Genomic DNA, 23,531 nt, shown 5'->3' on the forward strand with positions numbered 1-23,531 from the left:
AGAGTAGTGCGGTCGAGTGCCGTCGGAACGAATCGAATGTCGCGAGCGAGCGGACCGAGACATGCGGAGAAGGGCCGGTCAAGTAGCCTGAAGGGGTTGTCTATCCCGCGAACAGGAGCCCGTGCCGTGAATTCCCCTTCCCCGAACGCGACCACGTCCGGGCGGTTGGCACAGGAAGTCGCGCGGCGGCGCACCTTCGCGGTGATCTCCCATCCCGACGCGGGTAAATCCACTCTCACCGAAGCCCTCGCACTGCACGCCAAGGTGATCGCCGAAGCCGGTGCGATCCACGGCAAGTCCGGGCGCAAGTCGACCGTCTCGGACTGGATGGAGATGGAGAAGGCGCGCGGCATCTCGGTGAGTTCGACCGCGCTGCAGTTCGAATACGGCGACTGCGTGATCAACCTGGTCGACACCCCCGGTCACTCGGATTTCTCCGAGGACACCTATCGGGTGCTGACCGCCGTCGACGCCGCGGTCATGCTCATCGACGCCGCCAAGGGCCTCGAGCCGCAGACGCTCAAACTGTTCCAGGTGTGCCGTCACCGCGGGATTCCGGTGATCACCGTCATCAACAAGTGGGACCGGCCCGGCCGCGCGCCGCTGGAACTGCTCGACGAGATCAGCGAGCGCATCGGCCTGACCCCGACCCCGCTGTTCCTGCCGGTCGGCATCGCGGGCGATTTCCGCGGGCTGCTGCGTCGCGGCGACGAGGGCGCGGCCACCGAATACATCCACTTCACCCGCACCGCCGGTGGCGCGACGATCGCGCCCGAGGAGTCCTACGACGTCGCGCAGGCGAGCGGACGTGAGGGCGAGGTGTGGACCACCGCGGCCGAGGAGAGCGAACTGCTCTCGGCCACCGGGCAGGACCACGATCAGGAACTGTTTCTGGCCGGGCAGACCTCGCCGGTCATCTACGCCTCGGCGATGCTGAACTTCGGGGTGCGCCAACTGCTGGAAACCCTTGTGTCCCTTGCTCCCCCGCCCGGACCGCGGGATGACGTGAGCGGCTCGGCCCGGGAGACCACCGATCCGTTCAGCGCGGTCGTGTTCAAGGTGCAGGCCGGTATGGACACCGCGCACCGCGATCGGCTGGCGTTCATGCGCATCGTGTCCGGGGAATTCGAGCGCGGCATGGTCGTCACGCACGCCCAGACCGGGCGGCCGTTCGCGACCAAATACGCGCTGACCGTCTTCGGCCGCGAACGTTCCACGGTCGACACGGCCTTTCCGGGTGATGTGGTCGGTCTGGTGAACGCGACCGCCCTGGCCCCCGGGCACACGCTGTTCGTGGACAAGAAGGTCGAATTCCCGCCGATCCCGTCCTTCGCGCCGGAACATTTCGCCACGTTGCGAGCGCGCAGCGCGGGTAAGTACAAGCAGTTCCGCAAGGCCATCGATCAGCTCGACTCCGAGGGCGTGGTGCAGGTGCTGCGCAACGACACCCGCGGTGACGCCTCCCCCGTGCTGGCCGCGGTCGGTCCCATGCAGTTCGAGGTGGTCACCGCCCGCATGCAGGCCGAATTCACCGTCGAGACACAACTGGACTTCCTGCCCTATCAGCTGGCCCGGCGCACCGACGCGGAATCCGCACCCGAGCTCGACCGCCAGCGCGGCGTCGAGGTCTTCACCCGCACCGACGGCGTGATCCTGGCCCTGTTCAGCGACAAATGGCGCTTGCAGTACATCCAGAAGGAAATGCCCGACCTGACCATGGATCCGCTGGTCGCCACCGCGGACTAGCAAGGGCCCGGAACAGGGCCGCAGCAGTGTCCTTGTTCCCTTCCTGCGCGCGGAGAGAAGGCGCAAAATGACTGCTGTACACCGGTTTCAAGGTTCGTGATCGGTGGCTGGTCGGTTGTCTGCCGACAACACTCGGACGCATTCCGCCGTGATGGCAGCGCCCCGGTACCAGGCCGCGGCACGTCTGGATTTCCCGTCGGCATCGCAGCCGCACGTCACGTCATAGTCAACGTCGGTCGTCGCGAATGCTGCCCGTTGCGGCTACGTGCCGCCCTCGCGAGTTCGGCGCACCAGCAATGGACAGGAAGCAGCATGTCAGAGCAGAACAAGGCCGCCGCCAAGCGCATCTTCGACGCATGGAACACCCGAGACTTCGAGGTATTCGACGAGGTGCTCGCGGCCGATTACATCGACCACAGTCCGCAGAACCCGTACGCCGACACCCACGGCCCCGAAGGCATCAAACGGTTCGCGCGGATGTACATCGACGCGATCTCGGATCAACGGTTCCTGGTCAACGAACAGATCGCCGAAGGGGACTTGGTCACTACCCGATGGACGGGGACAGGAACGAACGACGGCGAGATCATGGGGATGCCCGCGACCGGCAAATCGGCGGTCGTTCAGGGAATCACGATGCAGCGTTTCCAGGACGGCAAGGCTGTCGAGGGCTGGACATGCTGGGACACGCTCGGCATGATGCAGCAACTCGGCCTCGTCCAGCAGGCGCACACCGCGGCATCCTGACGCGGACTAGCCCATCGTTTCTTCTTCCGAGGTGCTGGAGGATCGACCGTCGCTGCCCGCGACCTCGCCGGTCTCCGGTTCGGCGGCGATCAGGCCCCAGCGGCTCGAGGTGAGGCGCAGGCTCGGTAGATCCGACAGGGACAGCACCACCTCGTAGGTGCGTTCGTAGCCGGTGTGGGCAATGCGCCAGTTGCCGTCCTCGCAGCGGACGTAGCGGTCCGAATAGAAGGCCGCGCCGCGCAGCAGCATGTTGTGGCCGGGGATGAGCACCGTATCGGCCAGATACCAGGTGCCGGTGGCCTCGTCACCGTCGACGTCGATCTCCGGATGATCGCAGTGGTGTTCGGTGATCACGTGCGGGCCGAGCGTATTACGCATGAACGCCAGGAACGCGTCACGCGATTCGAACTGCAGGTACTCGCTGTAGGTCGCGGTCGCGTCCGGGACCATGGTGTCGGCGAAATCGTCCCAGGCCTTGGTATCGAGTGCCCGCAGGTAGCGGAACTTCAGCCGACTGATTGCGGAGACGGCATCGGAGTCCATACCTCAACAATCCCATCCGGACACCGACTTCTCCGTGATTTGGGAGATCTGTACCGAATCGCTATACGCGGCCTGGTTCGGCGCACTACCCGTCGGTGCGCTGGGTGGGTGCGGCCTCGCCCGGAAGGGTGAAGCAGATGCGGCAGAAGTCCTCGCCGAATTCGGTGAGGCGCAGGCTCTTTCGCACGATCTTGGGAACGCGTCCGGCGGCCTTGAGGGCCGTTTCGACGATCGGCTGGACCTCGAGCACCATGTAGCGGCTCAACAGGACCGGATCGTCGGAGTTCATCAGCAGGCCGAGCCGGTTGAGGTTGATCAGGTAATGGCGTGAGCGGTCCGGGTAGCGCACCCCGGCCTGCTCGGGCACCGAGGTCAGATCACCGGACACGAGTTCCGAACCGATGCCCAGGGGGCGGTTGGTGCGGACGTCGACCGAGGGCTGCGGGCCGTTCTGCGCCATGAATCGCAGGATGCGGGCCTCGTCGGGGGCGAGCTGATCGAGGATCCGGTCGTAGGCCGGATGCACTTCCTCGGTGAAGTACACATCGGCCGAACGGGCCAGCAGCGCGTCACCGCGACGACGCAGATCGTCCATCGTCGTGGACCGGACGTAACCGCCGGTGGTAATGGCCTGCGGCGTATGCCCGTTGGCGGTCGGCACGTAGCTGACGATCTCGCGCACCGACCCCTCGGTGACGCCCAGCACACTGCGAGCGACCGATTGCAGTGCCTGCCCGGCGCGCTCGGCGATCTCGGTGGAGGATTCGCCGTCCAGGGCCGCCTGGGTGATCTGCCGGGTCACCTCGTAGGTGGTGCCCATCGCCCACTGTCCGCCGCGCACCGCCGACCCGGCGGCGAGCCCGGCCGCGCGGAACACGCCGCGGATGAGCCTGGCCTCGTTGCTGATCTGCCGCTGCTCCACGTCCGAGGTGCGTTCCACGGAACGAGGTCCCGGGCGGACGACGTCGCGTCCGCTCCTGTCGTCTGCCACGTCCTTCTCCGAAACTCGCCAGGTGAACGAAAACGCTCACAGATTATCGCCGCCACCCGATCATCGGGCGCCTCGGCCCGGCGGGCCGTGCGAAGAGTACCGGGCAACCACGACGACCGGCTACCCGAAAGTCTCCCACTTCGGACGCCACGGACCACATCCGGCCGCAAATTCGACCATCTCCGCAATTCCGCAGTAAGGTCCACCCTGCCGACGGGTACCTTCGAGTACCGGTGAGGCGGTGGTCACCGGTACGGTTCTGCAGGAGGGTGTCGTGCTAGGCAGCTATTTTCATATCCACCCATCCATTCTGCTGGAACTGATCACCATCCCCTTGTTCACCGGCATCATCGGTTACATCACCAACTGGACCGGCATCCTGATGCTGTTCAAGCCGATCTACTTCCACGGCATTTCGGTGCCCGGCCTCAAATCACTGTTCCACTTCCTGCCCAAGCGGATTCAGGTTCTGCCGCTGCTGCGCTACGACGGGCGAATGGGCTGGCAGGGCATCGTCCCCTCGCGTGCGGACAAGATGGCTTCGATCGCCGTGGACAAGGGGCTGTCCAAACTGGGCAGCGTCAGCGATTTCTATCGCGAGCTCGAACCCGACGCGCTGGCCGAACATCTGACCACCCTCGCGCAGGAGCAGATCCGCGACATCGTCGAGGAAATCGCGATCCGCGAACATCCGCAGCTCTGGTACAACCTGCCCAACCCGGTCCGGGAGATGGTGCACGAGCGGGTGCGCGAGCAGTTGCCCGAGGTGCTCCGGGAACTGACCGTCGAGCTGGGCAACAATATCGAGCAGCTGCTCGACGTCAAGCAGATGGTGATCCGGTATTTCCAGTCTCGTCCGCAGCTGCTCAATACGGTCTTCCAGGTGCTGGGGGCCAAGGAGCTGCGATTCATGCAGAATTTCGGCTTCTACTTCGGCGCGCCGATGGGTGCGGTGCTGGTGGCCATCCTGCATCTGACGAACTGGTCCGCCCTGGTCGTGCTGCCGGTCGGCGGGGTGGTGATCGGCTGGGTGGTGAACTGGATCGGCCTGAACATGATCTTCGCCCCCGCGTACCCGAAGTGGTGGTGCCCGTGGCGGCAGGGCCTGCTGATCAAACGGCAGTCCGAGATCACCGAGGGTTATGCGGAATTGGTTGCCACCCAGATCATCACGGTCGCCAACGTCGGCGACGAACTGCTGAACGGGCCGCGCGCGGACCGCACCATGCAGGTCCTGGAGGACACCCTGCGCCCGGCCACCGACAAGGCCCTGGGCCCGGCGCGCGGGCCGGTGAAGTTCATGATGGGCCGGCGCGACTACACGACGCTGCAGGACAGTTTCGCGGACAAGGCCAAGAGCCTGGCACCGGCCGCCTTCGCCGATCCGGCCTTCAACGCACAGCAGAGTACGCAGGTCAGCCGGTATATCGCCAAGCAGATGGCGGCCCTGTCCCCACCGAGTTTCGTGGATATGCTGCGTGCGGCCATCAAACAGGACGAGTGGCTCTTGTTCGTCCATGGCGGCGTGTTGGGGCTCATCGCCGGTTACGCTCATCTTCTGATCTTCGGAACGGAAGTGGCGAGAACATGGCTTTGAGCGACCCCGTGCGCGCTGCGGCCGGGCTGGTGCAGGTGGCGGCATCGGCTGCGGCGGAAGCGACTTCGTGGAGCGTGGACACCGCCCGGGACATCACCGGGACCGTCGTGCGCGGCAGTATGGCGGGGCGGCCGCCGCGCGAACTGCTCACCGAGGCCGGTGAGCAGATGCGCGAATCGGTGCGCCAGGCGCTGGGCATCCCTGCACCGCAAGCGGATTCGGATCCGGAACCGGTCTCGAATCTGCGCGAGCGCGGTGCGGAACTACTCCGGCATTCCGCGCGGGTGCAGACCGGCGAGGGTGATCATCCGGCGTACGCGCGGATCCTGTCCGAGCTGACGCCCGACGAGGCGCGCATCCTGCGATTCCTCTACCTCGATGGCCCGCAGCCCACCCTGGATGTACGCACCGGCCGTGCGCTGACCCCGGGAACGCAGCGAATCGAGATGGGACTCAACCTGATCGGCGAGGAGGCCGCGCTGCACTCCCCCGACCGGACCGCCCACTATCTGACCAATCTGAGCCGGCTGGGCCTGATCGACTTCACCACCGAACCGCTCGACAATCCGGCTCGGTACCAGTTGCTCGAAGCCCAGCCGCAGACCAGGTCGGTGTTGTCGCGCAGCCGCCCGCGCGCCAAGATCCGGTACTGCAGCATCGTGCTGACCGGATTCGGCGGCGACTTCGTCTGCTGTTGCCTGCCGGTGCCGCCCGTCGACAAGGCGCTGTAGGACTCACGTCCTCGGCCGCGGCAACGGCTCAGCCGACCTCGTCGGCGAGTGCGAGCCAGCGTTCCTCGGTCGATTCCTTGTCCGCCTGAACCTGTTTCAGCTCCACGCCGAGGGTGACCAGCTTGTCCGGATCGGTGGCGGCCTCGGCCAGGGCGCCGTGCAGGCGCTGTTCGCGTTCGGTGAGTTTTTCCAGAGCCCGTTCCAGGCGGCCGAATTCCTTGCGGGCGGCCCGGTAGGCGGCCGAATCCGTCGCGGGGGCAGCGGAATTCGACGATCCGCCGGGGGCGGCGCCGGACGCGGAGGCGGGCCGGGCGGGGGCGGCGAGCGCGGCGCGGCGGCGGAGGTATTCCTCGATGCCGCCGGGCAGGTTGGTGAGTTTGCCGTCGCCGAACAACGCCCAGGTCGAATCGCAGATGCGCTCGATCAGGTAGCGGTCGTGGCTGATCACCACCAGTGTGCCCGCCCAGCCGTCGAGCAGGTCCTCGAGCTGCTGCAGGGTGTCGATGTCCAGGTCGTTGGTGGGCTCGTCGAGCAGCAGGACGTTCGGCTCGCCCATCAGGATGCGGGTCAGCTGCAGCCGACGCCGCTCACCACCGGACAGATCGCCGACCGGGGTGCGCTGTTTGGCCGGGGTGAAGCCGAGCCGCTCGGCCAGCTGTCCCGCGCTGACCTCCCGGTCGCCCAGCGTGATTCGCTCCGCGACATCGGATACCGCTTCCAGCACACGCATATTCGTCGGCAGATCGTCGAGTTCCTGACGCAGCCAGCCGATTCGGATGGTCTGCCCCTGGATCCGGCGGCCGGGCACCGGCTCGGTGTCACCGGCCAGCGCGCGCAGCAGCGTGGTCTTGCCCGAACCGTTCACCCCGACCAGACCGACCCGCTCACCGGGAGACAGCCGCCAGGTCAGATCGTGCACCAGTTCGCGGCCGTCGGGCGTGCTCAACGTCGCGTCCTCGAGCTCGATCACCACGCGCCCCAACCGCTTTCGCGCGAAGGCGGCCAGCTGGACGGTGTCGCGCGGCGCGGGCACGTCGGCGATCAGCGCCTCGGCGGCCTCGACGCGATAGCGCGGCTTGGAGGTCCGCGCCTGCGGGCCGCGGCGCAACCAGGCCAGTTCCTTGCGGGCCAGATTGCGGCGGCGGGCCTCGGTGGCGTCGGCCTGCCGGGCGCGTTCGGCGCGGGCGAAGATCCAGTCGTTGTAGCCGCCCTCGTAGCTTTCCACCTTGCCGCCCACCACTTCCCACGTGCGAGTGGCGACGGTGTCCAGGAACCACCGATCGTGGGTGACCACCACCAGAGCGCTGCGCCGGGCCAGCAGATGTTCGGCCAGCCACTGCACGCCCTCGACGTCGAGGTGGTTGGTGGGCTCGTCCAGCACCAGCAGATCCAGGTCGCGCACCAGGGCCGCGGCCAGCGCCACCCGACGACGCTCGCCGCCGGACAGATTGGTGACCGCCGCGTCCATGCCGAGCCCGGCGATGCCGATTCCCTCGATGACGTTGCGAATCCGCGGATCGGCGGCCCATTCGTGTTCCGCCACAACGGGATCGCTGCCTACCGTGTCGTCCGCGAGCCCGGCCAGCACCACGTCGCCGACGGTGGCGTCCTCGGGCAGCACGCCGCGCTGGGTGACCACCGCCATCCGCAGCCCGTTCATCCGGCTCACCCGCCCGCTGTCGGGCTGTTCGATGCCGGTCATCACCTCGAGCAGCGTCGTCTTGCCGCCGCCGTTCAGGCCCACGACCCCGATCCGCTCACCCTCCTGCACACCGAGAGAGACCTGATCCAGCAGCGGCGTGATCCCGAAACTCTTGCCGACCTGTTCCAGGTTGACCAGGTTCACCATGGGCTCGTCCGCCTCTCCGTATTCAGGCCAAACAGTGTGAGTGGCGTGTCATCGACTCCGGATCGCCTGCCGCGTCGGCAGCCCGTCCCCGGGGCGCTCGGCAAGCTCCTCATGATCTCACGCCGCCGCTCACGTCCCGGATCTCCCCCCGGGCGGAGCGCGGGACCGCGGTGGAGCAGCACGCGAGTCCACAACGGCCGGAGATACGACAGTGGCTCGGAAGCAATGCTTCCGAGCCACTGTCGCTAGTAGCGGGAACAGGATTTGAACCTGCGACCTCTGGGTTATGAGCCCAGCGAGCTACCGAGCTGCTCCATCCCGCGTCGTGTTTCCAACAGTACACGACGCCCCCTCCGATTACCGAATCGCGCCCGGACCAGCACCTTTGCGGCGCATTCGCGCGGGTCAGTGCTCGCCGACGATGCGGGCGCCCGGCACCGGGCCGCTGGCGGTGCGCACGCTGCGGCAGACGCCGGCGCCGGAGAGTTCGGCGGCCACCTCGATGGCCGCCTCCTCGCTCTCGCACAGGAACGCGCAGGTGGGGCCGGAACCGGAGACAAGACCGGCCAGGGCTCCCGCACCCGTGCCCGCGCGCAGGGTGCGGCGCAGATCGGGTTTCAGCGACAGCGCGGGCGCCTGCAGGTCGTTGCCGAGCAGCGGGGCCAGCTGAGCCGGATCGCCGGATGCCAAGGCCTGCAACAACTCCTGCGGTTCGGCGAGGCGGGGCGGATCGCCCTGCTCCCGTAGTCGGTCCAGTTCGCGGAATACCGTCGGCGTGGACAGGCCGTCACGAGACAGCGCCAGCACCCAGTGAAAAGTGCTGCGCGACAACACCGGAAGCAACTTCTCCCCGCGTCCGCGGCCCAGCGCCGTCCCGCCGTACAGCGCGAACGGGACGTCGCTGCCCAATTCGGCGGCCAGCGTCGCCAATTCGTCCCGGGTGAGGCCGACATCCCAGAGTTCGTTCAACCCGACCAATGCGGCGGCGGCGTCGGCGCTGCCGCCCGCCATACCGCCCGCGACCGGAATCCCCTTGCGGATCGCGATCTCCACCAGCGGCGCGCGCCCGGCGCGATGGGCCAGCCGCACCGCGGCCTGCCACACCAGATTCATCCGATCGGTGGGCACCTGATCGGCGCCCTCACCGCTCACCCGCACCGACAGCGAAGCAGCCGGAGTGATCTCGATATCGTCACTCAGCGACAACGCCTGGAAGACGGTGGTGAGCTCGTGATACCCATCGGCACGCAGGTCACCCACCCCCAGGTGCAGGTTCACCTTCGACGGCGCCCGCACGACGACAGGGCTGGGTACAACTGAAAGCACGAGCCCCAAGCGTAATGGGCGGGGCCGACATGTGCGGTCACAGCGGTCGCCAACGCGCCGCCGCGCCGGTCAGGCGGCTCGAACCACTTGCACGCAATACCCGTAGGGGGTACCTTCGGGAACGTCCGGGGATACCCCCTCACCGTATAACTCGAAGGAGTCGAGATCATGGCGAGCAGCACCTACACCGTCACCGGAATGACCTGCGGACACTGCGTGGCGTCGGTGCAGAAGGAGATCGGCCGGATCGACGGCGTCACCGGCGTCGAGGTGGACCTGGCCAGCGGGCAGGTCCAGGTGGAGTCGGCGGACCCGGTCGACCAGGCTGCCGTGGCCGCCGCCGTCGACGAGGCCGGATACCAGCTCGCGAGCTGAGGCGAACCACCGTGAGAACCATCACGAAGGAGAGCGCGACCATGAACGAGGCGCGGCGATGAGCGCACCGGTGTCCGAGCGGTCGATCGAACTGGAGATCGGCGGGATGACGTGTGCGTCCTGCGCGGCCCGGATCGAGAAGAAGCTCAACCGACTCGAGGGCGTCACCGCCTCGGTGAACTACGCCACCGAGAAGGCCATGGTCAACTTCCCGGATTCGGTCAGCCCGGAGCAGCTCATCGAGCGGGTGGTCGACACCGGGTACACCGCCCAGGTGTACGCGCCGGTCGATACCGCTGTGCCACACGAGGATCCAACGCTCTCCCCTGCCGCCGAACTGCGGAACCGGCTGCTGATCACGCTCGCGCTGGCGGTGCCGATCATCGCGCTGGCGATGGTTCCGGCGTGGCAGTTCCGCAACTGGCAGTGGCTCTCGCTGGCGCTGGCCGTGCCGGTGGTGTTCTGGGGCGGCGCGGGCTTCCACCGCGCCGCCTGGACGAACGCCCGGCACGGCGCGGCCACCATGGACACGCTGATCTCGCTGGGCACCCTGGCCGCCTTCGGCTGGTCGGTCTACGCGCTGTTCTTCGGCATGGCCGGAATGCCCGGCATGCGACACGGTTTCAGCCTGGCGGTCGAGCGCGGCGACGCGGCGTCCAACATCTACTTCGAGGTGGCCGCCGGGGTCATCGTATTCCTCTTGGCCGGAAGGTATTTCGAGACCCGCGCCAAGGAACGCGCCGGATCCGCGCTGCGGGCGCTGCTGGAGATGGGCGCGAAGGAGGTGTCCGTCCTGCGCGGGACCGCGGCGGGCGGATCCGGCACCGAAATCCGCATTCCGGTAAGTGAATTGCGTTCCGGCGAGCTGTTCCTCGTCCGTCCAGGAGAGAAGGTCGCCACGGACGGCGTTGTGGTGGAAGGCAATTCGGCCATCGATATGAGCATGCTCACCGGCGAGTCGGTGCCGGTGGAGGTCGCGCCCGGCGATCCGGTGGTCGGCGCGACGGTGAACGCGGGCGGCATGCTGACCGTGCGGGCGACCCGTGTCGGCGCGGACACCCAGCTGGCGCAGATGGCCGCACTGGTCGAGCAGGCGCAGACCGGTAAGGCCCCCGTGCAGCGGCTCGCCGATCGCGTCGCCGGGATCTTCGTGCCGATCGTGCTGGTGATCGCCGCGGCCACGCTGATCGTCTGGCTGGTCACCGGGGCGCCGGCGGCCGTGGCGTTCGGGGCCGCGGTCGCGGTGCTGATCATCGCCTGCCCCTGCGCACTCGGACTGGCCACGCCCACCGCACTTCTGGTCGGCACCGGCCGAGGCGCCCAGCTGGGCATTCTGATCAAGGGGCCGCAGGTGCTGGAGTCCACGCGGCGGATCGACACCGTCGTGCTGGACAAGACCGGGACCGTCACCACCGGCACGATGACGCTCGCCGAGGTGATCCCGGCCGAGGGCGCCGACCCCGACGAGGTGCTCAGAGTGGCCGCGTCGGTGGAACACGGCTCCGAACATCCCGTGGCGCGTGCGGTCGTGGCCGGCGCCGCCGACCGTGGGCTGCGGCCGGATCCGGTGCAGCAGTTCGTCGGTCACGGCGGTAAGGGCGTGCAGGGTCTGGTCGGTGAACGAGCGGTGGTGATCGGGCGCACCGAACTGCTGGACGACTGGTCGATCACCCTGCCCGAGGCGTTGACCGAGGCCAAGTCCGCAGCCGAATCGGCCGGGCGGACCGCGATCGTGGTCGCCTGGGACGGCGTGGCCCGCGGCGTGCTGGTGATCGCCGACGCGATCAAACCGACCAGTGCCGACGCGGTCGCCGATATGCGCGCGCTGGGCCTGACCCCGGTCCTGCTGACCGGCGACAACGCCGCCGCCGCACGCACGGTCGCGGATCAGGTCGGCATCGACGAGGTCATCGCCGAGGTCCTGCCCAGCGACAAACTCGATGTGGTCAAGCGGCTGCAGGACAGCGGCAAGGTGGTGGCCATGGTCGGCGACGGCGTCAACGACGCGGCCGCCCTCGCCCAGGCCGATCTGGGCCTGGCCATGGGCACCGGCACCGACGTCGCGATCGAGGCGGGCGACATCACCCTGGTGCGCGGCGATCTGCGCACCGTCGGCACCGCCATCCGCCTGTCCCGCATCACCCTGCGCACCATCAAGGGAAACCTGTTCTGGGCCTTCGGCTACAACGTCGCCGCCATCCCCCTGGCCGCCGCAGGTCTGCTCAACCCGATGCTCGCGGGCGCGGCCATGGCGTTGTCCAGCGTCTTCGTGGTCAGCAACAGCCTGCGCTTGCGCACGGTGTCCGTTTCGCCTCGGCCGCGCTGAGACGGAGCCCCGAAACTCACTGCCGAGCACCGCATTTCGAATTTCCCGAGTGCCCCGACAGGCTGACCGTAGCCACACGGCTGCGGTCACTCGTCGTTCGATTGCCGAGTGTTCAGCTCAGTTCCACGAGGCGCACGAAGGCCGCGGTGTCGAGGGTTTCGCCGCGGGCCGTGGGGGCGATGCCTGCGGCGACGAGGCGGCGTTCGGCCTCCGCGGGTGAGCCTGCCCAACCGCCGAGTGCGGCGCGTAATGTCTTGCGGCGCTGAGCGAATGCGGCGTCGACCACTTCGAAGACGCGGGTGCGGTGCGCCGCGTCGAGGGACCAGGGCGGTTGCGCGAAACGATCGATCCGGACCAGTCCGGACTCGACCTGCGGAACCGGCCAGAACACCTGCCGCCCCACCGATCCCGCCCGGCGGACGGCGCCGAAGAATCCGGCCTTCACACTCGGCACGCCGTAGATCCGGGAGCCCGGTTCGGCGGCGAGGCGATCGGCTACCTCGGCCTGCACCATCACCAGAGCCGTTGTGATGCTGGGCAATTCGGCCAGCAGATGCAGCAGCACGGGCACCGCGACGTTGTACGGCAGATTCGCGACCAGTGCGGTCGGCTGTGCGGGCAGGTCCTGCGCGCGCACTCGCAACGCATCCGCGCGCACCACCGAGAGCCGATCGGCCAGTTCCGGCGCGCGATCGGCCACGGTCTCCGGAAGATGTTGCGCCAGAACCGGATCGATCTCCACCGCGACCACCCGGTCCACCACGTCCAGCAGCGCCAGCGTCAGTGAACCCAGCCCCGGCCCGACCTCGAGCACCACGTCCTCGCGTCCGACTCCCGCGGCCGCCACGATCCGCCGCACGGTATTCGCATCGTGCACGAAGTTCTGCCCGAGCTGTTTGGTCGGCCGCACCCCGAACCGCTCCGCCAGCACCCGCACCTCGGCTGGACCGAGCAACCCGGCCTGACCACGGGCGACGACCTCTGATTCGGACACGCCCGTCAACCTACCAACCCGGCGGTCACACACTCCGCACCCGGCCCACCCACCACGCATACCGCTCCCCGGAGACACCACCGCACACGAGCTGCCCGCTCACCCCACGTTCAGCGGAACCGCCGCGCGAACGACTCACGGCCAGATGCCCTCAGGAAGCGGATCGGTCTACAGCCGACCGCGGTACGGAGCCCGCTCCCGATCCATTGACCGTGACGATCGAAACCCGCCGACCGCCCGCCTCCTCGAATCGGCTACGGCCGGGTGGGTGTGGACGCTATGCGTGCGGCGAAATCGCTGACCGCCGACCACATCTCGGGATTCAGCTGGCAGTGGCTGCCGCGGCCGACAACGGTGCGGAAGTCCACGCCCCCGGCGGCGAACTGGGCGGCCAGGGTGGCGTGCAGCGGACCGGGGACCGTGGTGTCGGTGATGTTGGTCAGCAGCAGGATCGGGGCGTCGTATCCGCTGGTGGGGACGGCCATGTAGGAGGTGAGTGCGGTGCGGAAGGCGTCGGTGGTCAGTTGACGGTCGAGCAGGTCGCCGATCGACGCGCCGTCGACACGGCGCATGATGGCGCCCAGGCACAGGTCCCCGATCCCGTCGACCAGGTCACGGCCGCGAGGGCTCAGATAGCTGTCGACGGCGACCTCCGGATGCGTCGCCCGCAGCCCGGCCAGGATCATAGCGATGAACGTGGTCGTGCCGGTGTCGCTCACGCCGCGGACGTTCGGCACCCACGGACCGGTCACGGGCAGCAGCGCCTCGATATCGGATTCCGGATCGACGGTGATGGTGCCGCGGAAATCCAGATCGGGCGCGTAGGTGTGCTGCAGATGCGCGGTACCCAGCGCCGCCTGCCCGCCCTGCGATCCGCCGATCACGGCCCAGGTCCGGGACAGCGCCGGATGGGTCGCGCGGGCCGCGCGCACCAGATCGATCGTGGCGGTCGCCTCGGTGTTCAGCTCCAGATACGGATGCGGGCCGGTGCGGAATCGTCCCAGGCCCAGGTAATCCGGTGCGACGACCGCGAATCCCTTGGCCAGGAAGTACTTCACGATCCGGTTGTCCTCCTGCTGACCGAGCGTGCCCGTCGCGGTGGTCTGCCCGCCGCAGCCCGCGCCCAGACCCGAGGTGCCGTGGTCGTAGGCCATGATCAGCCAGCCGCCGGCCGGTGCCCGGCCCGGCGGCACGAACAGTGCGCCACTGGCCCGCTGCGGCGTGCCGTCCGATCCGGTCATCCAGTAGTCGAGGACCGAACCGCCCGCAATGCCGCGCCAGCTGTCGGCCTGTGGCAGAACGCCGATCGCGTTCCCCGGCACGGCGGCATCCGCGGGTGCGGCCGTCGTCCACACGGCGCTCACCGCGATCGCGGCCGCCATCACCATCGGTCCCCAGCCCCGCCACCGCATCCGAACCCCTCACCGTCTCATCGGACAACGTCCGGGCGATCGTATCGATCCTTCTTGTGAACCCATTGTGAAAGTCGCGGCGTGTCGTTCCGGCGCATTGACTCAGACTGATACACGTTCTAATTTTCTGACTGACCGCATCGCAGCCGGTGCGGCCCACCCGCACCGTCGAGAGGTTGGCACACAATGCAGCGCAGGCATGAGGGACGTCGGATTCTCGTCACGGGCGCGGGTTCGGGTATCGGGCGGGGCGTCGCGCTGCGACTGCTCGCCGAGGGCGCCACGCTGGTGGCCGCCGATATCGCCGAGACCAGTCTGAAGGAAACCGCGGAGGGGGCCGCGGCCGCCGATCGCGATCGACTGCACACCGTCCGCATCGACGTCGCCGATCCCGAATCCGTCCGCGCCGGTTGCACATCGGCGCTGGACACCCTCGGCGGACTCGACGTTCTGGTGAACGCCGCGGGCATCATGCGCAGCGCGCACACCCACGAAATGCCGTTCGAGGACTGGAATCAGGTCATCGGCGTGAATCTCACCGGCACCTTCCTGATGTGCCAGGCGATGCTGCCGCGCCTGATCGAGTCCGATCATCCGGTGATCGTGAACTTCTCCTCCACCGCCGCCTTCGGCTCGAATCCGTACATGGCCGCCTATTCCGCCTCCAAGGGCGGCGTCAACGCGCTGACCCACTCGCTGGCCCTGGAATACGTCAAACACGGTCTGCGCGCGGTGAACATCGTCCCGGGCGGCATCAACACCGGCATCACCTCGGGCCTGCAACTGCCCGCCGACGCCGACTGGAACCTGATGGCCCGCCTCACCGGCTGGCTCAACAACGGCGCCCTCGGCGATCCGAAGGACATCGCGGGCGTCGTCGCGATGGTCGCCTCCGAAGAGGGCCGCTACATCACCGGCAGCGAAATCCGCGTCGACGGCGGAGCTCTCATGTAAGGAGCCAACCACCCAGCACGACACGCTCTTTCACGACAACCTCCAATACCTGGTTCTACCAACCCCGGACAACGCCAACACCTGTTCGCGGCCCGTCTCGCCGATGAGACGTGTGGCGGGTGCGAGGAACGAGTACCCGACACGGGGCCGACCGGCGAGACTCAAGGGGCCGTGAACCCGCCGGAGCGAAGCGGAGGCAATCCAACACAGTTCGCGGCCCGTCTTGCCGGTCGGACGCGTGGCGGGTGCGAGGAACGAGTGCCCGACACGGGGCCGACCGGTGAGACTCAGGGGGCCGCGAACACGCCGCAGCGAAGCGGAGGCAATCCAACACAGTTCGCGGCCCGTCTCGCCGATGAGACGCGTGGCGGGTGCGAGGACGAGTGCCCGACACGGGGCTCATCGGTGAGACTTCGGGGGCCGCGAACCGCCGGAGCGAAGCGGAGGCCAAAGATACAGCTAACCGATTCCCAATCTGCTGGTGCAGGTGGGCCAGGCGCCCCAGCCCTGGCGGGCGCGGGTCTTCTCGGCGATGGCGATCTGCTCGTTGCGGGTCGCCAGGTCGGGGCGGGGGGCGTATTTCAGGCCGCCCTGGCGTGCCCAGGTGTTCTGGTCGAACTGGACGCCGCCGAAATAGCCGTTGCCGGTGTTGATCCCCCAGTTACCGCCGGATTCGCATTTGGCCAGCGCGTCCCAGATGTGGCCGTCGCGGACCGGCGGGACCTCGGTGCCGGGTTTGGCGCCCTTGCGGATGGTCTTGGGCTGGGACGGCACGACGACCGAGCTGGAGACCTGATTCTTGCCCGTGACGATGCCGTTCACGATGGACACCGCGTACGTGACGTCCTGCACGCCGGGCTTGCCGGGATTCTCCACCGTGGTGCGATCCATGTTCATGGTCGGATCGTCGACGTCCTTCTCCGTCGGCGGCAGCGGTACCCGTTCGACGCGGTTCACGGTGCGCTTGCGAGTGACGGTGACCTGCATCCCGTCGGTCAGCGGGGTGCTCGCGACCGGTTGCACCGAGTCCTCATCGATCAGCGGCGAACCCTGAACCTTCAGCAACTGGCCGACCGTCGGCGCGGCGAGCCGGACGTACTTCGCCTTGCGGCCGTTGTCGGCCAGCAGCACCGTGTGCGGACTGGTGATCGAGAGCGTCCCGCCGGTCAGTGGGAGCGAGGTCGGGCGGGACGGCGAGACGAATACGTCGTTCGGGATCTTCAACTGGGACAACGCATCGGACACGGTGTTACCGGTGGTCCAGGCCGTCTGGGGGCTGCCGTCGACCACCACGGCGACCTGACGGCCACGATCGAAGGTGATGGTGCCCCCGTTCGCGACCTCGGAACCGGCGCTCGGGGTCACCGCATCGTGGCCGTCGATCCGGTAGCCCGCGGATTTCAGCACGCCGCGCACACTGCCCGCCATGGTCGTGAACGTGGTCGTCTGCCCGTCGACGACGAGGGTGATCGTCTTGCGGTCGATGATGGCCAGCGCCGCACCCAGGATCAACGTGATCAGCAGCGCCGCGACCGCCGTGTACAGCATCGGCGAGCGTGACGAGTTGACCCGCGCTAAAGCGGACATCCCAAACTCCGGCATGGTCACAATACGATAACGGGCAGGTCAGGGCCCGACGACCACACGTGGTAGAGCAGGCAGTTTCCAGATCACGAAGCAATATCGACAACGCAGGGGTGTAACAGGTGCCGTAATAGTAGTGACACCGGACACAATCGCGCATCTCGAGGCGTGTCGGTGTGACACATCCCACTGCGCATGCTGTACCGGTCAGGATCCGATGCGGTAGACGCGTTCGGCGTTGGCGGTGGTCTGCCTGGCGAGTTCGAACGGATCCTGGTCACGCGTCTGCGCCAGGGAACGCACTGTGTAGGGCAGGCAGTAGGGCTCGTTCGGAGCGCCGCGGAACGGATGTGGCGTCAGGAACGGGGCATCGGTCTCGACCAGGATCTGCTCATCGGGCACGAGCTTGGCGGCCTCGCGCAGGTCGTGCGCGTTCTTGAAGCTGACCGTGCCGGAGAAGGACAGCACATACCCCTCCTCCACGCAGGCCAACGCCATGTTCGCGTCCGAGGAGAAGCAGTGGAAGATCACCGTTTCGGGTGCGCCCTCGTCCAGCAGCACCGCCAGCAGGTCGTGATCGGCCTCGCGATTGTGGATCATCAGCGGTTTGCCGAGCCGTTTGGCCAGGTCGATATGCCAGCGGAAACCCTCGACCTGCTCCTCGACCCCGGCGCAGCCATCGAGTTTGCCGGGCCAGTAGTAGTCCAGACCGGTCTCCCCGACCGCGACGACGCGAGGATCGGCGGCCAGCTGCTCGAGTTCGCGCATGGCCGCATCGTCCAGGGCGTTCGCGCGGGTGGGATGCAGTGCGACCGCGGCGTACACCCGCGAATCCCAGTGCGCGGCACGCACCGCGAACCGGGCGGCATCGAGGTCGTCGGCGATCGTGACGACCCGCCCGACACCGACTGCCGCGGCCCGATCCACCACGGCGGCAACCGATTCCGCATCGGTCGCACCGCAGGCATCGAGGTGGGTGTGCGCGTCCACCAGCGGGGACAGCGGCTCGGGCGGTTCGGGTGCGGGCCGGGCGCTAGGCACGAGTACGGGGGATATTCACGCGAAGGGTCGAAGGCACGCGCATTAGAGTAGAGCCACCATGAGTGCATCCTCACGCCCCGCCTTCTACATCACCACGGCCATCGCCTACCCGAACGGTGCGCCGCACATCGGGCACGCCTACGAGTACATCTCCACCGACGCGCTGGCCCGGTTCAAGCGCCTCGACGGGTACGAGGTGTTCTTCATGACCGGCACCGACGAGCACGGCCAGAAGGTGCAGCAGGCCGCGCGGGCAGCGGACGTTCCGGTGCAGGAGTACGCCTCGCGCAACTCGGACGTGTTCGAGCGCATGGACAAGGTCCTGGACATCTCCTTCGACCGGTTCATCCGCACCACCGACGAGGATCACCAGGCCGCGTCCATCGCGATCTGGGAGCGGATGCACGCGCGGGGCGACATCTACCTGGACACCTACGCGGGCTGGTACTCGGTGCGCGACGAGGCGTTCTACACCGACGAGGAGACCACGGTCCTCGAGGACGGCACCCGGATCTCGACCGACACCCGCACCCCGGTGGAGTGGACCGAGGAGTCGAACTACTTCTTCCGGCTGTCCAACTACCAGGACAAACTGCTCGAGCTGTACGAGACGCACCCGGAGTTCATCGCGCCCGCGACGCGGCGCAACGAGATCGTCAGCTACGTCAAGGCCGGGCTGAAGGATCTGTCCATCTCGCGCACCACCTTCGACTGGGGCGTTCCGGTGCCGGGCGATCCGGAGCACGTGATGTACGTGTGGGTGGACGCGCTCACCAACTACCTCACCGGCGCCGGCTTCCCGAATACGGATTCCGCTGCGTTCCAACGGTTCTGGCCCGCCGACGTACACATCATCGGCAAGGACATCACCCGTTTCCACACGGTGTACTGGCCCGCGTTCCTGCTCTCGGCCGGAATCGAACTGCCGAAACGCGTTTTCGTGCACGGATTCCTGTACAACAAGGGCGAGAAGATGTCCAAGTCGGTCGGCAATGTGGTCGACCCGCTGGCCCTGGTCGAGGGCTACGGCCTGGACGCGGTGCGCTTCTTCCTGCTGCGGGAGATCTCCTACGGGCAGGATGGGTCCTACAGCCACGAGGCGATCGTCGGCCGGATCAATTCCGATCTGGCCAACGAATACGGCAATCTCGCCCAGCGCAGCCTGAAAATGGTAGCCCGCGACTGCAATTCGGCCGTGCCGACGCCCGGCGAGTTCACCGACGCCGATCGCGAACTGCTGGACCGCGCGAACGGTCTGCTGGGGCGCTGCCGCGCCGAATTCGACCAGCAGCAGATCCACCTCGCGCTCGAGGCGATCTGGCTGACCCTGGGCGAGACGAACCGCTACTTCTCCGCCCAACAGCCCTGGGCGCTCGCGAAATCGGGCACCCCGGAGGATCTCGCACGCGAGGCGACGGTGCTGTACGTCACCCTCGAGGTGCTGCGCATCGTCTCGATCCTGGTTCAGCCGATCATCCCCGGTTCGGCAGGCAAGATCCTCGACCTGCTCGCCCAGACCGGCCGCACCTTCGCCGACATCGCCACCCCGATCGAGGCAGGTCTGCCCCTGCCCGCGCCGGAGCCGGTCTTCCCGAAGTACATCGAACCCAAGGACTGAGATGCACCGGAGGCGATGTCCCCAGTGGATATCGCCTCCAGGACAACACAACTCGGCGGTCTTGCCTTCAGCTCGAACGCGCTGCCAGTACCGCGTCGTAGAGTTCCCGCCGCGACGCACCGTTCGCGGCGGCGACCTCGGCACAGGCATCCTTGAGGCGAAGCCCTTTGGCGACAAGGGATTCCACCCTGTCGACGAGGTCCGCGGGTTCGGCGGCCACCGGTTGTGCACCTTCCAGCACGACGGTGATCTCCCCGCGGGCCCCCTCGACGGCCCAGTCGGCGAGTTCGGCCAGCGTGCCGCGCACGACCTCCTCGTAGGTCTTGGTCAGTTCGCGGCAGACCGCGGCGCGGCGGGACGGGCCGAGAACCTCGACGGCGTCGGCGAGACAGGCCGCGAGGCGATGCGGGGCCTCGAAGAAGACCACGGCGCGCGGCTCGGCGGCCAGGGTGCCCAGCCACTGTTTGCGCTGCCCGCTCTTGCGCGGAGCGAAGCCGTCGAAGCAGAAACGTTCCATCGGCAGGCCGGACAGCGCCAGCGCGGTCGTCACCGCGGACGGGCCGGGCAGACAGGTCACCGGCAGCCCCCGCTCGACGCAGGCCGCGACCATCCGATATCCCGGATCGCTCACCGACGGCATCCCCGCATCGGTGACCAGCAGAACCGTTCGCCCCTCGGCGATCTCGTCCAGCAGGACCGGAATGCGCGCGGCCTCGACGTGATCGTAGAAACTCACCACGCGCCCGGTGATCTCCACACCCAGCGCCTTGGCCAGCGCGCGGGTGCGGCGGGTGTCCTCGGCGGCGACGACGTCGGCCGAACCGAGCGCGTCCCGCAGACGCTGTGACGCATCACCGATCTCGCCCATCGGCGTCGCCGCCAGCATCAAACGTCCGGTGCCCACAGTGGTATCCACATCGCCACCCTAGGCCCGACCCCACTTAGACTCGTCTGCGTGACCCAGCTGACGGACGTGCGACCGCCGCTCGGCGCGGGCCCCTCGAGTCCGGCTCCGCGGCGCCCCTCCCCCGATTTCGGCCCCATCGATCGCGCGCGCGGCTGGATCGTCACCGCATTCCTGACCGCGCTCGCCGCGATCACCCGGTTCACGATGCTGAACTATCCGACCGACGCGGGCACCCCGGTCTTCGACGAGAAGCATTACGCCCCACAGGCGTGGCAGATGGTCACCGGCGGCGGCATCGAGGACAATCCCGGATTCGGGCTGGTGGTGCATCCGCCCGTCGGCAAGCAGATGATCGGGCTGGGCGAGGCGCTGTTCGGCTATTCGCCGATCGGCTGGCGGTTCGCCGCGGCGGTGTTCGGGTCGGTGATCGTGCTGCTGGTCATCCGCATCACCCGCCGGATGACGCGCTCCACCCTGCTCGGCGCGATCGCCGGAATTCTGCTGATCTGCGACGGCGTGACATTCGTGTCCTCACGCATCGGCATGCTGGACATCTTCCAGGCCGGATTCGTCCTGGCGGCGTTCGGCTGCCTGATCGTCGACCGCGACGTGGTCCGCGAGCGTCTCGCGCGCGCCGATGCCGAAGGCCGAATCGCGCTGAGCCAGTGGGGTCCTCGGCTGGGCGTGCGGTGGTGGCGGTTCGGCGCGGGCCTGCTGCTGGGCATGTCGACCGGGGTGAAATGGTCGGGCCTGTACTACATCGTCGCGTTCGGACTGCTGTCGGTGTTCTTCGACCTGGCCGCCCGGCGCGCCTACGGGGTGCCGCGGCCGTGGCTGGGCACCATCGTGCGCGATGTGATCCCGGCCCTGTACGCCCTGGTCGCGATCGCGCTGCTGGTCTATCTGGGCACCTGGGGCATGTGGTTCGCCGGCGAGGACGGTTACGACCGCTACGCGGTCGGCAACGCGATCGGCACCGGCGGAACCTGGTCCTGGATACCCGACGCGCTGCGCTCGCTCTGGCACAACCAGGGCGAATCGCTGAAATTCCATGAGGGACTGACCAATTCGGCCGGCAACCACCATCCGTGGGAATCCAAGCCGTGGTCGTGGCCGATGGGCCTGCGCCCGATGCTGTACTACTACGCCGACAGCGGCGTCGCCGGCTGTGGGCAATCGGTGTGCGTGAAGGCGGTCATGCTGATCGGCACGCCGGCGATGTGGTGGCTGTCGCTGCCGATGCTGGCCTGGGCCATCTGGCGCACGGTGACCCGTTTCGACTGGCGTTATGCCGCGATGCTGGTCGGCTACCTGGCGGGCCTGCTGCCCTGGTTCATGGACCTGGACCGCCAGATGTACTTCTTCTACGCCGTACCGATGGCGCCGTTCCTGGTGATGGGCCTGGCCATCGCCCTGGGCGAAATCCTGGGCCCGGCCCCCTTCGTCCGCGCCCGCAACGGCCACCGCTTCCTGCTCACCAGCGAACGCCAGGGCCTGGGCCTACTCCTGGTCAGCCTGTACCTGGCCATCGTCATCGCGAATTACATCTGGCTCTGGCCCATCATGACCGCGTTGCCCATCACGGTCGACAGCTGGCACAACCACCTGCTCCTGCCCAGCTGGCGTTAGCCCTCGGGCCGCCGCGGTGGTCGGTCACCGTCTGTCGCGGTCCAGGCTCGACGGCGGATCCGCCGAGGCCGACGCATCGGCGACGGGTTCGTCGGCTCGGCTCAGATCGAAGATGACCGTGCGCAATTCGCTGATGATCTCGTCGGTCTCGGTGAGCAGCGGCTCGAGCGTCGATCGGGTGCCGGGATGCCGGCTCACCGCCGAGGCGAGCAGCAGCCCGAGCCCGAACACCCGGTTGATCGTGCGGTCGTGCAGGTCCGCGGCCATCCGGGTGTGCTCGTCGTACAGGGTCAGCTCGTTCTCGGCGGCCACCCGGTCATCGATGCTCGCGAGGATGCTGGCGCGCATCTGGTTGACCGCATCGGCGATGGCGGCGATCTCGACCGGCCCGTTCCGCTCGATCTCCAAGGCGTAGTTCCCTGCCGACACTTCCCGGATCTGACCGATCAGCCGCGTGACCGGCCGGTTCACCAGTCGCGGCAGCAGCGTGAAGGCCGTCACCACGATCACCACCAGCAGCCCGATCGAAACGTAGGTCGCGACCCTGGCGATCTCCTGCGTGGTCGACACCCGGTGCAGCAGACGCGCGGCCATATCGTTGGTGACCGCCTGCAACCCGGCGGACTCATCGCGAAAGGTGTCGAACAAGCCCTTGCCGGTCAGCGCCAAGGATTCGATCTGATCACTGGGCACCGGGCCCACCGTTCGAGCGGCAATCTCCGGTTGGGCAACCGTCGTCTGCCAGGCATTCCCGGCAGCCGTGGCGGCGTCCAGCGCCGCCAGGGCTCGGGCGTCACCGTCGAGCACCTGCCGTAGCCGGGTCTGCGCCTGCGCGGCGTCGGCGCGCCCCTGGTCGTAGGGCTGTAGAAACACCGGGTCACCGGTCAGCAGGAAACCGCGCTGCCCGGTCTCCTGATTGACATACGCCCGCAACAACACCAAGGCGGACCGCTGCGCCACGAAAACTCGATCGTTCAGATCGTTCACCGCCCGTCCGGCGACCACGCTGCTCACCACAGCCGACGCGGCGGACACCCCGAACAGCAGCACGATCATCACGATGATCGCCGAGAACACTCGTCGTATCGACATCCGAGCCAGCAAGGCCGATCACCGCCGATCGAAACAGAAGCAACACGACACCCGGTCCGCACCGGGGTC

19 protein-coding genes and 1 tRNA gene are annotated in these 23,531 nt (G+C 67.8%); 9 read left to right on the plus strand and 11 right to left on the minus strand.

Annotated elements, in window-relative coordinates:
- Nucleotides 1-126: 126 nt before the first annotated feature.
- Together K7711_RS01120 and K7711_RS01125 are read left to right on the plus strand one after the other, a co-directional pair.
- Complete coding sequence (locus tag K7711_RS01120; protein ID WP_222964052.1) at nt 127-1,746, plus strand: peptide chain release factor 3; 1,620 nt, start codon at nt 127-129, stop codon at nt 1,744-1,746.
- A gap of 312 nt (nt 1,747-2,058) precedes the next feature.
- The gene (locus tag K7711_RS01125; RefSeq protein WP_222964054.1) at nt 2,059-2,493 is read left to right on the plus strand and encodes an ester cyclase; all 435 of its coding nucleotides are present in this window, start codon (nt 2,059-2,061) and stop codon (nt 2,491-2,493) included.
- Between the two features lie 6 nt (nt 2,494-2,499).
- On the opposite strand, the gene K7711_RS01130 is transcribed toward K7711_RS01125, so the two are convergent.
- Both K7711_RS01130 and K7711_RS48825 read right to left on the minus strand, forming a co-directional pair.
- On the minus strand, nt 2,500-3,036 hold the full coding sequence (locus tag K7711_RS01130) for a nuclear transport factor 2 family protein (protein WP_222964056.1): 537 nt from the start codon (nt 3,034-3,036) through the stop codon (nt 2,500-2,502).
- 85 nt (nt 3,037-3,121) lie between these two features.
- Nucleotides 3,122-3,976 (minus strand): Abi-alpha family protein, encoded by an 855-nt coding sequence (locus K7711_RS48825; RefSeq protein ID WP_308014386.1) that lies wholly within the window; start codon nt 3,974-3,976, stop codon nt 3,122-3,124.
- 325 nt (nt 3,977-4,301) lie between these two features.
- On the opposite strand from K7711_RS48825, the gene K7711_RS01140 reads away from it, so the two are divergent.
- Both K7711_RS01140 and K7711_RS01145 read left to right on the plus strand, forming a co-directional pair.
- Complete coding sequence (locus tag K7711_RS01140) at nt 4,302-5,624, plus strand: DUF445 domain-containing protein (RefSeq protein ID WP_222964058.1); 1,323 nt, start codon at nt 4,302-4,304, stop codon at nt 5,622-5,624.
- Nucleotides 5,615-6,355 carry an Abi-alpha family protein gene (locus tag K7711_RS01145; RefSeq protein ID WP_235746504.1) on the plus strand — a complete coding sequence of 247 codons (741 nt, stop codon included), beginning with the start codon at nt 5,615-5,617 and terminating at the stop codon, nt 6,353-6,355. The genes K7711_RS01140 and K7711_RS01145 overlap by 10 nt, the downstream gene beginning before the upstream one ends.
- 28 nt (nt 6,356-6,383) lie before the next feature.
- On the opposite strand, the gene K7711_RS01150 is transcribed toward K7711_RS01145, so the two are convergent.
- The 3 genes from K7711_RS01150 to K7711_RS01160 all read right to left on the minus strand — a co-directional run bounded on the left by K7711_RS01150 (nt 6,384) and on the right by K7711_RS01160 (nt 9,530).
- Nucleotides 6,384-8,204, minus strand: a complete 1,821-nt coding sequence (locus K7711_RS01150; RefSeq protein ID WP_222964060.1) for an ABC-F family ATP-binding cassette domain-containing protein — start codon at nt 8,202-8,204, stop codon at nt 6,384-6,386.
- A gap of 249 nt (nt 8,205-8,453) precedes the next feature.
- Nucleotides 8,454-8,527 (minus strand) — tRNA-Met (locus K7711_RS01155).
- 82 nt (nt 8,528-8,609) lie between these two features.
- Nucleotides 8,610-9,530, minus strand: coding sequence for a 4-(cytidine 5'-diphospho)-2-C-methyl-D-erythritol kinase (locus K7711_RS01160; RefSeq protein ID WP_222964062.1), 921 nt, complete (start codon nt 9,528-9,530; stop codon nt 8,610-8,612).
- Between the two features lie 168 nt (nt 9,531-9,698).
- Here K7711_RS01160 and K7711_RS01165 point away from each other — a divergent pair, with 168 nt between their 5' ends.
- On the plus strand, nt 9,699-9,905 hold the full coding sequence (locus K7711_RS01165; RefSeq protein WP_222964064.1) for a heavy-metal-associated domain-containing protein: 207 nt from the start codon (nt 9,699-9,701) through the stop codon (nt 9,903-9,905).
- 58 nt (nt 9,906-9,963) lie between these two features.
- Nucleotides 9,964-12,231: a heavy metal translocating P-type ATPase gene (locus K7711_RS01170; RefSeq protein ID WP_222964066.1), complete on the plus strand. Its 2,268-nt coding sequence runs from the start codon at nt 9,964-9,966 to the stop codon at nt 12,229-12,231.
- Nucleotides 12,232-12,343: 112 nt separating this feature from the next.
- Here K7711_RS01170 and rsmA read toward each other — a convergent pair whose 3' ends face one another.
- Both rsmA and K7711_RS01180 read right to left on the minus strand, forming a co-directional pair.
- Nucleotides 12,344-13,225, minus strand: a complete 882-nt coding sequence (gene rsmA / locus K7711_RS01175; RefSeq protein ID WP_222964068.1) for a 16S rRNA (adenine(1518)-N(6)/adenine(1519)-N(6))-dimethyltransferase RsmA — start codon at nt 13,223-13,225, stop codon at nt 12,344-12,346.
- A gap of 254 nt (nt 13,226-13,479) precedes the next feature.
- On the minus strand, nt 13,480-14,637 hold the full coding sequence (locus tag K7711_RS01180; RefSeq protein WP_222964070.1) for an alpha/beta fold hydrolase: 1,158 nt from the start codon (nt 14,635-14,637) through the stop codon (nt 13,480-13,482).
- Between the two features lie 186 nt (nt 14,638-14,823).
- On the opposite strand from K7711_RS01180, the gene K7711_RS01185 reads away from it, so the two are divergent.
- Nucleotides 14,824-15,591 carry an SDR family NAD(P)-dependent oxidoreductase gene (locus K7711_RS01185; RefSeq protein ID WP_222964072.1) on the plus strand — a complete coding sequence of 256 codons (768 nt, stop codon included), beginning with the start codon at nt 14,824-14,826 and terminating at the stop codon, nt 15,589-15,591.
- A 459-nt stretch (nt 15,592-16,050) separates the two neighbouring features.
- On the opposite strand, the gene K7711_RS01190 is transcribed toward K7711_RS01185, so the two are convergent.
- Together K7711_RS01190 and K7711_RS01195 are read right to left on the minus strand one after the other, a co-directional pair.
- Nucleotides 16,051-17,178, minus strand: coding sequence for a resuscitation-promoting factor (locus K7711_RS01190; RefSeq protein WP_222964074.1), 1,128 nt, complete (start codon nt 17,176-17,178; stop codon nt 16,051-16,053).
- A 204-nt stretch (nt 17,179-17,382) separates the two neighbouring features.
- Nucleotides 17,383-18,216, minus strand: coding sequence for a TatD family hydrolase (locus K7711_RS01195; RefSeq protein WP_222964076.1), 834 nt, complete (start codon nt 18,214-18,216; stop codon nt 17,383-17,385).
- 58 nt (nt 18,217-18,274) lie between these two features.
- Between K7711_RS01195 and metG the strand changes: the two genes are divergently transcribed.
- Nucleotides 18,275-19,834, plus strand: a complete 1,560-nt coding sequence (metG, locus tag K7711_RS01200) for a methionine--tRNA ligase (RefSeq protein ID WP_222964078.1) — start codon at nt 18,275-18,277, stop codon at nt 19,832-19,834.
- Nucleotides 19,835-19,901: 67 nt separating this feature from the next.
- On the opposite strand, the gene rsmI is transcribed toward metG, so the two are convergent.
- Nucleotides 19,902-20,720, minus strand: a complete 819-nt coding sequence (gene rsmI / locus K7711_RS01205; protein ID WP_222966524.1) for a 16S rRNA (cytidine(1402)-2'-O)-methyltransferase — start codon at nt 20,718-20,720, stop codon at nt 19,902-19,904.
- Nucleotides 20,721-20,789: 69 nt separating this feature from the next.
- On the opposite strand from rsmI, the gene K7711_RS01210 reads away from it, so the two are divergent.
- Nucleotides 20,790-22,370: a dolichyl-phosphate-mannose--protein mannosyltransferase gene (locus K7711_RS01210; protein ID WP_222964080.1), complete on the plus strand. Its 1,581-nt coding sequence runs from the start codon at nt 20,790-20,792 to the stop codon at nt 22,368-22,370.
- Nucleotides 22,371-22,394: 24 nt separating this feature from the next.
- On the opposite strand, the gene K7711_RS01215 is transcribed toward K7711_RS01210, so the two are convergent.
- Nucleotides 22,395-23,462, minus strand: a complete 1,068-nt coding sequence (locus tag K7711_RS01215) for a CHASE3 domain-containing protein (protein WP_222964082.1) — start codon at nt 23,460-23,462, stop codon at nt 22,395-22,397.
- Nucleotides 23,463-23,531 lie beyond the last annotated feature (69 nt).

Origin of the sequence: Nocardia coffeae (genome assembly GCF_019890715.1) — a bacterium.
GTDB classification, from domain to species: Bacteria; Actinomycetota; Actinomycetes; order Mycobacteriales; family Mycobacteriaceae; genus Nocardia; species Nocardia jiangxiensis.

Coding starts and splice junctions, on each gene's coding strand:
- K7711_RS01190 (WP_222964074.1), bottom strand. CDS start 17,178: ATGTCCGCTTTAGCGCGGGTCAACTCGTCACGCTCGCCGATGCTGTAC.
- K7711_RS01125 (WP_222964054.1), top strand. CDS start 2,059: ATGTCAGAGCAGAACAAGGCCGCCGCCAAGCGCATCTTCGACGCATGG.
- K7711_RS01185 (WP_222964072.1), top strand. CDS start 14,824: ATGCAGCGCAGGCATGAGGGACGTCGGATTCTCGTCACGGGCGCGGGT.
- metG (WP_222964078.1), top strand. CDS start 18,275: ATGAGTGCATCCTCACGCCCCGCCTTCTACATCACCACGGCCATCGCC.
- K7711_RS01215 (WP_222964082.1), bottom strand. CDS start 23,462: ATGTCGATACGACGAGTGTTCTCGGCGATCATCGTGATGATCGTGCTG.
- K7711_RS01170 (WP_222964066.1), top strand. CDS start 9,964: ATGAGCGCACCGGTGTCCGAGCGGTCGATCGAACTGGAGATCGGCGGG.
- K7711_RS01150 (WP_222964060.1), bottom strand. CDS start 8,204: ATGGTGAACCTGGTCAACCTGGAACAGGTCGGCAAGAGTTTCGGGATC.
- K7711_RS01165 (WP_222964064.1), top strand. CDS start 9,699: ATGGCGAGCAGCACCTACACCGTCACCGGAATGACCTGCGGACACTGC.
- K7711_RS01145 (WP_235746504.1), top strand. CDS start 5,615: ATGGCTTTGAGCGACCCCGTGCGCGCTGCGGCCGGGCTGGTGCAGGTG.
- K7711_RS01180 (WP_222964070.1), bottom strand. CDS start 14,637: ATGCGGTGGCGGGGCTGGGGACCGATGGTGATGGCGGCCGCGATCGCG.
- rsmI (WP_222966524.1), bottom strand. CDS start 20,720: ATGCTGGCGGCGACGCCGATGGGCGAGATCGGTGATGCGTCACAGCGT.
- K7711_RS01130 (WP_222964056.1), bottom strand. CDS start 3,036: ATGGACTCCGATGCCGTCTCCGCAATCAGTCGGCTGAAGTTCCGCTAC.